General features: G+C 74.3%; 8 protein-coding genes. 2 read left to right on the top strand and 6 right to left on the bottom strand.

Annotated elements, in window-relative coordinates:
- Positions 1 to 97 precede the first annotated feature (97 nt).
- The 5 genes from ABZ885_RS31765 to ABZ885_RS31745 form a co-directional block, all read right to left on the bottom strand.
- Positions 98 to 1291: a glycine C-acetyltransferase gene (locus ABZ885_RS31765; protein WP_360196262.1), complete on the bottom strand. Its 1194-nt coding sequence runs from the start codon at positions 1289 to 1291 to the stop codon at positions 98 to 100.
- Between the two features lie 30 nt (positions 1292 to 1321).
- Positions 1322 to 2350, bottom strand: coding sequence for an L-threonine 3-dehydrogenase (tdh, locus tag ABZ885_RS31760; protein WP_360196259.1), 1029 nt, complete (start codon positions 2348 to 2350; stop codon positions 1322 to 1324).
- Positions 2351 to 2603: 253 nt separating this feature from the next.
- On the bottom strand, positions 2604 to 3260 hold the full coding sequence (locus tag ABZ885_RS31755) for a hypothetical protein (protein WP_360196256.1): 657 nt from the start codon (positions 3258 to 3260) through the stop codon (positions 2604 to 2606).
- Entirely contained in the window at positions 3257 to 4141 is an 885-nt protein-coding gene (locus tag ABZ885_RS31750; RefSeq protein WP_360196253.1) for an ABC transporter ATP-binding protein, read from the bottom strand. The genes ABZ885_RS31755 and ABZ885_RS31750 overlap by 4 nt, the downstream gene beginning before the upstream one ends.
- Positions 4142 to 4322: 181 nt before the next feature.
- A complete protein-coding gene (locus ABZ885_RS31745; RefSeq protein WP_360196250.1) occupies positions 4323 to 5384 on the bottom strand; it encodes an ATP-dependent DNA ligase in 1062 nt (353 codons plus the stop codon).
- A gap of 66 nt (positions 5385 to 5450) precedes the next feature.
- On the opposite strand from ABZ885_RS31745, the gene ligD reads away from it, so the two are divergent.
- A complete protein-coding gene (ligD, locus tag ABZ885_RS31740) occupies positions 5451 to 6458 on the top strand; it encodes a non-homologous end-joining DNA ligase (protein ID WP_360196247.1) in 1008 nt (335 codons plus the stop codon).
- Positions 6459 to 6556: 98 nt separating this feature from the next.
- Positions 6557 to 7192, top strand: a complete 636-nt coding sequence (locus tag ABZ885_RS31735) for a GNAT family N-acetyltransferase (protein ID WP_360196265.1) — start codon at positions 6557 to 6559, stop codon at positions 7190 to 7192.
- Between the two features lie 72 nt (positions 7193 to 7264).
- Here ABZ885_RS31735 and ABZ885_RS31730 read toward each other — a convergent pair.
- Positions 7265 to 7624: aminotransferase class I/II-fold pyridoxal phosphate-dependent enzyme (locus tag ABZ885_RS31730; RefSeq protein WP_360196244.1), on the bottom strand; the 360-nt coding region annotated here is incomplete at its 5' end.

Raw genomic sequence — 7624 nt, 5'->3', positions numbered from 1 at the left:
GTGGCACGTCCGGTTCCGAGCGGACGTGCCACGAGCGGTCCAGCGGGGCGCCCGGCCGGCAGCCGGGTCACCCGGGGGCGCACGCCCGGGGCGGGCCCTACTCCCCCAGTGCGGCGCGGGCGTCCACGAACGCGGCGACGGCGCGCTCGACGTCCTCGGTGGAGTGCGCCGCGGAGAGCTGCACCCGGATCCGGGCCTGGCCGTGCGGGACGACCGGGAAGGAGAACCCGATCACGTACACGCCGCGCTCCAGCAGCAGTTCGGCGAGCCGGCCGGCCTTGGCCGCGTCGCCGATCATCACAGGGGCGATCGGGTGGTCACCGGGCAGGATCTCGAAGCCGGCCTCGGTCATCTTCGACCGGAACAGCGCCGTGTTGGCGGCCAGCTTCTCCCGCAGCTCGGTCGAGCGCTCGACCAGGTCGAGCACCTTCAGCGAGGCCGCCGCGATCACCGGGGCGAGCGAGTTCGAGAACAGGTACGGCCGCGAGCGCTGGCGCAGCAGGGCGACGACCTCGCGGCGCGCCGCGACGTAGCCGCCGGAGGCGCCGCCGAGGGCCTTGCCGAGGGTGCCGGTGATGATGTCGACGCGGTCCATCACGCCGTGCAGCTCGGGGGTGCCGCGCCCGTTCGGGCCGACGAAGCCCACGGCGTGCGAGTCGTCGACCATGACCATGGCGTCGTAACGCTCGGCGAGGTCGCAGATCTCGCGCAGCGGGGCGACGTAGCCGTCCATGGAGAAGACGCCGTCGGTGACGATCAGCCGGCGCCGGGCGTCCTGGGTCTCCTTGAGCTGCCGCTCGAGGTCGGCCAGGTCACGGTTGGCGTAGCGGTGGCGGCGGGCCTTGCAGAGGCGGATGCCGTCGATGATGCTCGCGTGGTTGAGGGCGTCGGAGATGACCGCGTCGCGCTCGTCCAGCAGGGTCTCGAAGACGCCGCCGTTGGCGTCGAAGCACGAGGAGTAGAGGATGGTGTCCTCCTGCCCGAGGAACGCGGAGAGGCGGTCCTCGAGCTCCTTGTGCACGTCCTGGGTGCCGCAGATGAAGCGGACCGAGGCCATGCCGTAGCCCCAGCGGTCGAGGGCGTCCTTGGCCGCGGTGAGCACCTCGGGGTGGTCGGCGAGGCCGAGGTAGTTGTTGGCGCAGAAGTTGAGCACCTCGCCGGGGCGGCCGCCGGCGGTGACGGTCACGGCGGCGCTCTGCGGGGTGCCGATCACCCGCTCCGGCTTGAACAGGCCGGCCTCACGGATCTCGTCGAGGGTGGCGGCGAGGTCGGCGCGCACGTTGTCGAACACGGTGGCTCCTAATCAGCGGGTCGGGAAGGCTCAGGCGGTCCAGTCGAGGATGATCTTGCCGCAGCGGCCGCTGGCCGCATCGTCGAAGGCGGCCTCGAAGTCGGTGGCGGCGTACCGGCCGGTGATCACGGGGCTGAGGTCGAGGCCGCCCTCCAGCAGGACGGACATCGCGTACCAGGTCTCGAACATCTCGCGGCCGTAGATGCCCTTGATGGTGATCATCGAGGTGACGACCGAGGCCCAGTCGACCGGGAACTGCTCGGCGGGCAGGCCGAGCATGGCGATCTTCCCGCCGTGCGTCATGTTGGCGATCATCGACTGCATCGCCTCGGGCCGGCCGGACATCTCCAGGCCGACGTCGAAGCCCTCGCGCAGGCCCAGCTTCTGCTGGCCCTCCTCGATGGTGTGCTCGGCGACGTTCAGGGCGAGCGTGACGCCGACCTCGCGGGCCAGGTCGAGGCGGTACGGGGAGACGTCGGTGATCATCACGTTGCGCGCACCGGCGTGCTTGGCGACGGCGGCGGCCATGATGCCGATCGGGCCGGCGCCGGTGATCAGCACGTCCTCGCCGACCAGCGGGAAGGACAGCGCGGTGTGCACGGCGTTGCCGAACGGGTCGAAGATCGCGGCGACGTCCAGGTCGACCGGGACGCGGTGCACCCAGACGTTGGAGGCCGGCAGGGCGACGTACTCGGCGAAGGCGCCGTCGCGGCCCACACCCAGGCCGACGGTGTTGCGGCACAGGTGGCGGCGGCCGGCCAGACAGTTGCGGCACTTGCCGCAGACCAGGTGGCCCTCGCCGCTGACCAGGTCGCCGACGGAGATGTCGGTGACGCCCGCGCCGAGCTCGGCGACCTCGCCGACGAACTCGTGGCCGAGCACGAGCGGGGTCTTGATGGTCTGCTGCGCCCAGCCGTCCCAGTTGCGGATGTGCAGGTCGGTGCCGCAGATGCCGGTGCGCAGGACCTTGATCAGCACCTCGCCGGCGCCGATGGCGGGCTTCGGGACGTCAACCAGCCAGAGCCCGGGCTCGGCCTTCTGCTTGACGAGTGCCTTCACTGGGGTGGCTCCTGACGCACGAGGGGGCGGCCTGGTGTGGGCAGGCCGGCGGAGCCCGGCGGGTGGTGGCTACGCCTCCCTCGCACCGGGCACGCAGCAATCTGCCTGGTGAGAGGGGGTGCGGTCCATCGAGGAATTCTTAAGGGCCGCCACAGCTCGGCTAAACGATCGTGCCCGAGCAGCGGCGGGCAGCCCGTGCGGCATGCCGGTGGCCACCCGTTCGGCGGACGCCCGGCGCGACCGCGGTGGGGGCTCAGCTCCTCCGGTCGGCGATCGCCCGGGTGAGCGCCGCCCCCGCTGCGAGCACCCCGGCGGCGACCACGAGCAAGCCGCCGGCGGGGGTCAGCAGGTCCGCCGCGCGGGAGGTGGTGGCGAGCCGGGAGAGCAGCGGGTTCACCGGGGGCAGGCCCTTGGCCACCATCAGGACCGACAGCAGCACCAGGGCGAGCAGCAGGGCGTACCCCTGCCGGCGGAAGACCAGCCGGGAGCAGAGCAGGCCGACGGCGATGCCGGTGAGGGCGCAGGTGAGCTGGGCCTCGACGCCGACCAGCAGGGCGGCGACGGTCAGCCGGTGGGTGCCGACCAGGAAGGGGATGCCGAGGCCGAGCCCGGTCAGCACCAGACAGCAGAGGACGGCGGCGCAGACGGTGCCGACCAGGACGCGGCGCGAGCCGCCGGCGTTGACCACCACGACGGCGCGGTGGGCCTGGTCCTCCAGGCCGACCAGGGCGATGGTGAGCCAGGTCGAGCAGAGCAGCATGGCACCGGCCGCCGCGCCGTAGGCCGCGGTCAGCGGGCCGGTGTCGCTGCTGGTGAGCACGGCGACCAGGCCGGTGAAGAGCAGCAGCGGCGCGAGGTAGCGCTGAGAGAGCAGCAGGGTGGTGCACAGGTAGCGGACCAGGGCGGTCACCGGGTCACCTTCCTCGGGACGTCGCGGTCGGCGCGCGCGGCGGGGGCGGTCGCGGCGGTCGGGGCGGCCGGGGTGAGGCCGTCGACGGACCAGCGGTGCCGGAGCGCGGCCAGCAGGACGGCGTCCGAGTGCCGCCGCTCGACCCGGAGCACCACGGCGTCACCACGGCGGGAGGCGGCCAGGACGCCGGCCAGCGCATCCCAGTCGGGTCCGGCCGGGACCGCGCCGTCGGCCGGGGCCGTGAGGACGATCTCGGCGACCGCCGCCCCGTCCGCCGCCGGCCGGCCGCCGCGCCTGGTCACCCGGCCCTCGCCGATGGCGTAGGCGCCGGTGGCACGGGCCTCGGCGACCGCCTCCCGGTGGTCGGTGAAGACGACGGCGCCGCCGTCGGCCGCCACCTCCTCGATCAGCTCCCCCAGCACGCCGTGGGCGGAGGCGTCCAGGCCGGACCAGGGTTCGTCGAGGACGAGCAGCCCGGGCCGGACCAGCAGGGCCTGGGCGAGCGCGACCTTCTGGGCGTTGCCCTTGGAGAGCGTGCGCAGCGGGGCGTCCCGGCCGCCGGCCAGGGCGAGCCGTTCGAGGAGCCGGCCGGCCCGGTCGCGGGCGCCGGCGGTGGGCAGGCCGCGGATGCGGCCCATGTGGGTCAGGTAGGAGAGCGCGGAGATGCGGTCGTGGGCGGTGAAGCGGTCGGGCACGTAGCCGATCTCGCGGGGGCGGCCGGTGACCCGGCCGGAGGTGGGGCGGGAGAGTCCGGCCAGGATCCTCAGCAGGGTGGACTTGCCGGAGCCGTTCCCGCCCACGACGGCCAGGACGTCCCCGGGCGTGACCTCCAGGTCCACCTCGCGGAGGATCCACCGGCCCGCGCCGTAGCGCTTGCTCACCGCCTCGCACCGCACCAAGCCCACCCCCGCGCCGACGTCGGTTCCCGTCCGCACCCTACTGGCCGCGTGGACCGTCCGGGCGGGCGGGCGGCCCGGGCGTGCGTCGGTTCGGTCCGGCGGGGTGGGCCGGGCCCGGCACTCGGAGCGGACTCCTCGGCGAAGCAGATGATGTGACGGTCGATCAGATTCCGAGGACGCGCGACAGGTCGTAGGAGACCGGCTCCTCCAGCTGCGCGTAGGTGCAGCTCTCCGGCGTCCGGTCCGGGCGCCAGCGGCGGAACTGCGCGGTGTGCCGGAAGCGCGTCCCCTCCATGTGGTCGTACGCCACCTCGACCACCCGCTCGGGGCGCAGCGCCACCCAGGAGAGGTCCTTGCCGCCGGTCCAGCGGCTCTGCGCGCCGGGCAGCCGGGCGTCGGCGTGCGCAGCCTCGTCGGCCCAGCCGCCCCAGGGGTGGCCGGAGGCGTCGTCCATCCGCAACGGGGCCAGCTCCTCGGAGAGTTCGCGGCGGCGGGCCATCGAGAAGGCGGCGCAGACGCCGACGTGCTGGAGCCGCCCTTCGGTGTCGTTGATGCCCAGCAGCAGCGAGCCGACCACGGGACCGCTCTTGTGCTCGCGGTAGCCGGCGACCACGCAGTCGGCGGTCCGCTCGTGCTTGATCTTGAACATGGTCCGCTCGCCCGGCCGGTAGGGGTGGTCCAGCGGCTTGGCCACCACGCCGTCCAGCCCGGCACCCTCGTACTCGGCGAACCAGCTCTGCGCCAGCTCGCGGTCGGTGGAGGCGGGTGCGGTGAAGACCGGGTCGGCGGCGTCGGCGAGGGCGGTCTCCAGGGCGGGGCGGCGGACCGAGAGCGGCTCGTCCAGCAGCGAGGTGTCACCGAGGGCCAGCAGGTCGAAGGCGACGAAGGAGGCGGGGGTGCGCTCGGCCAGCAGCTTCACCCGGCTGGCCGCCGGGTGGATCCGCTCCAGCAGCTCCTCGAAGCGCAGCCGCCCGTCGCGGGCGATCACCAGCTCGCCGTCCAGGACGCAGCGCGGCGGCAGCTCGCGCCGCAGCGCCTCGACCACCTCAGGGAAGTACCTGGTCAGCGGCTTGCCGGTGCGGCTGCCGAGCTCGACCTCGTCCCCATCGCGGAACACCACGGTGCGGAAGCCGTCCCACTTGGCCTCGTACTGCATCCCGGGCGGGATCTTCGCCACCGACTTGGCGAGCATCGGCGCCACCGGCGGCATCACGGGCAGGTCCATGGCTCCGATCCTCGCGCCAACCCTTCCGGGGCGCGCGCCGGGCGGGGCGCATCTAGCGTGGGACGCATGGGCTCAGCCGTGGAACTGGATGTCGCCGGGCGCAGCGTCCGGCTGTCGAACCCGGACAAGGTGTACTACCCGGAGCGCGGGTTCACGAAGCTGGACGTCGCGCAGTACTACCTGGCGGTCGTGGACGGGGTGCTGCGCGGGCTGCGGGACCGGCCGACGACGCTGCAGCGGTTCCCGGACGGGGTGGAGGGCGAGTTCTTCTACCAGAAGCGGGCACCGAAGGGCCTGCCGGAGTGGCTGCCGACGGCACGGATCAACTTCCCGAGCGGGCGGTCGGCCGACGAGATCTGCCCGACCGAGCCGGCGGCGGTGCTCTGGGCGGCCAACCTCGGCTGCCTGACCTTCCACCCGTGGCCGGTGCGGCGCGGCGACACCGACCACATCGACGAGCTGCGGATCGACCTCGACCCGCAGCCCGGGACCGACTTCCACGACGCGGTGCGGGCCGCGCACGAGCTGCGGGCGCTGCTGGAGGAGTACGGGCTGCGCGGCTGGCCGAAGACCTCCGGCGGCCGCGGCGTGCACGTGTACGTGCCGCTGGAGCCGGAGTGGACGTTCACCGACGGCCGGCACGCGGTGATCGCGCTCGGCCGGGTGCTGGAGCAGCGGCTGCCGGGCCGGGTGACCACCGCGTGGTGGAAGGAGGAGCGCGGCGAGCGGATCTTCGTGGACTACAACCAGATGGCCCGGGACCGGACCATCGCCTCGGCGTACTCGCTGCGCGCCCGGCCGCGGGCGACCGCCTCCGCGCCGCTGCGCTGGGAGGAGCTGGACGACGCCGCGCCGGAGGACTTCGACCTGCGCACGCTGCCGCCGCGGTTCGCCGAACTCGGCGACCTCCAGGCGGAGATGGACGACAAGGCGTACCGGCTGGACGGGCTGCTGGAGCTGTACGAGCGGCAGCTGCGGGACGAGGGTCTGGGCGAGCTCCCGTACCCGCCGGACCACCCGAAGGCGGCGGGCGAGCCCACCAGGGTGCAACCGAGCCGGGCCCGGAAAAAGTGAGCACGTAGTCTGTCGCGCACGACGAACGATCATGTGTATGGGGAGGGTTCGGAGTGGAGGGGTTCAGGGCGCGCGGATCCGGGGTCGGCGAGCGCGGGCTGCGGGAGATCCTGGCGGACGCGGCGGGCAGGGTGTTCCCGCCGTCGGACGGGTCGGTCACGGTGGTGCCGCAGCCGTCGCCGCGCGAGGCCGGGGTGCTGTCCTTCTCCGCGCACGCGGTGGTCTTCACCGACGAGGACCCGGCCTGGGTGCGCGAGGTGCTGGCGGCCGTACCGGGCGATCCGCTGACCGCGCCGCTCTGTCCGCCGTTCCTGGCCGCGTTCGGCGAACGGACCGGACGGGTGGTGGGCAACATCGACCTGCTGACGGTGGCCGGCCGGCTGCCGGGCGAACAGGCACTGGCACTGCAGCCGGTGCGGGACCGGGAGCACCCGCGGGTGGTGCGGGCGCTGCGCTACCGCGAGGACGTGCGGGTGTTCACCACGGACGGCGGGGTGCTGGTGCTCGGACGCGGGGTGGCCGGGCGGTGGGAGTGCGCGGTCGAGGTGGACCCGCAGGCGCGCGGCCGGGGCCTGGGGCGGGCACTCGCGACGAGCGCGCGGCATCTGCTGCCGGAGGGCGGGTGGATCTGGGCGCAGCAGGCGCCGGGCAATGCGACCAGTGTGCGCGCGTTCCAGGCCGCCGGATTCCGGCCGGTCGGCGCGGAGACGCTGCTGGTGGTGGGACGGCCGTGAGCGGGGAGGCACTGGCCGGCCTGCTGGCCGTTCCGGCGGAGGTGCGGGCCCCGGCTCGGCGGGCGGTTGCGGTCAGGCCGTGGCGCCTGCCGGGGCGAGCGAGGCGATGATCCTCACCGCATCGGCGATCTGAGCATCCGTCAGGTCGCCGCGGGCGGTGAGCCGGAGTCGGGAGACGCCGTCCGGGACGGAGGGCGGGCGGAAGCAGCCGACGGCGAGGCCGGCCCGGCGGCAGTCGGCGGCCCAGGCGACGGCGGCCTCCGGCCCGGGGGCGCGGACCGAGACCACGGCCGCGTCCGGGGTGGAGGCGTGCAGGCCGGCGGCGGCGAGCCGGGCGGCGAGGGCGCTGCGGGGGATCCTCCCCGTCCGCGTCGAGGGCAAGGACACCCCGGGGGGGCACGGGGGGACCGGGGTCATCGGGCCGAGGCGGGC

It is taken from the genome of Kitasatospora sp. NPDC047058 (assembly GCF_040643935.1).
Taxonomy (GTDB): Bacteria; Actinomycetota; Actinomycetes; order Streptomycetales; family Streptomycetaceae; genus Kitasatospora.
This window is presented reverse-complemented; position numbering and strand designations above follow the sequence as displayed.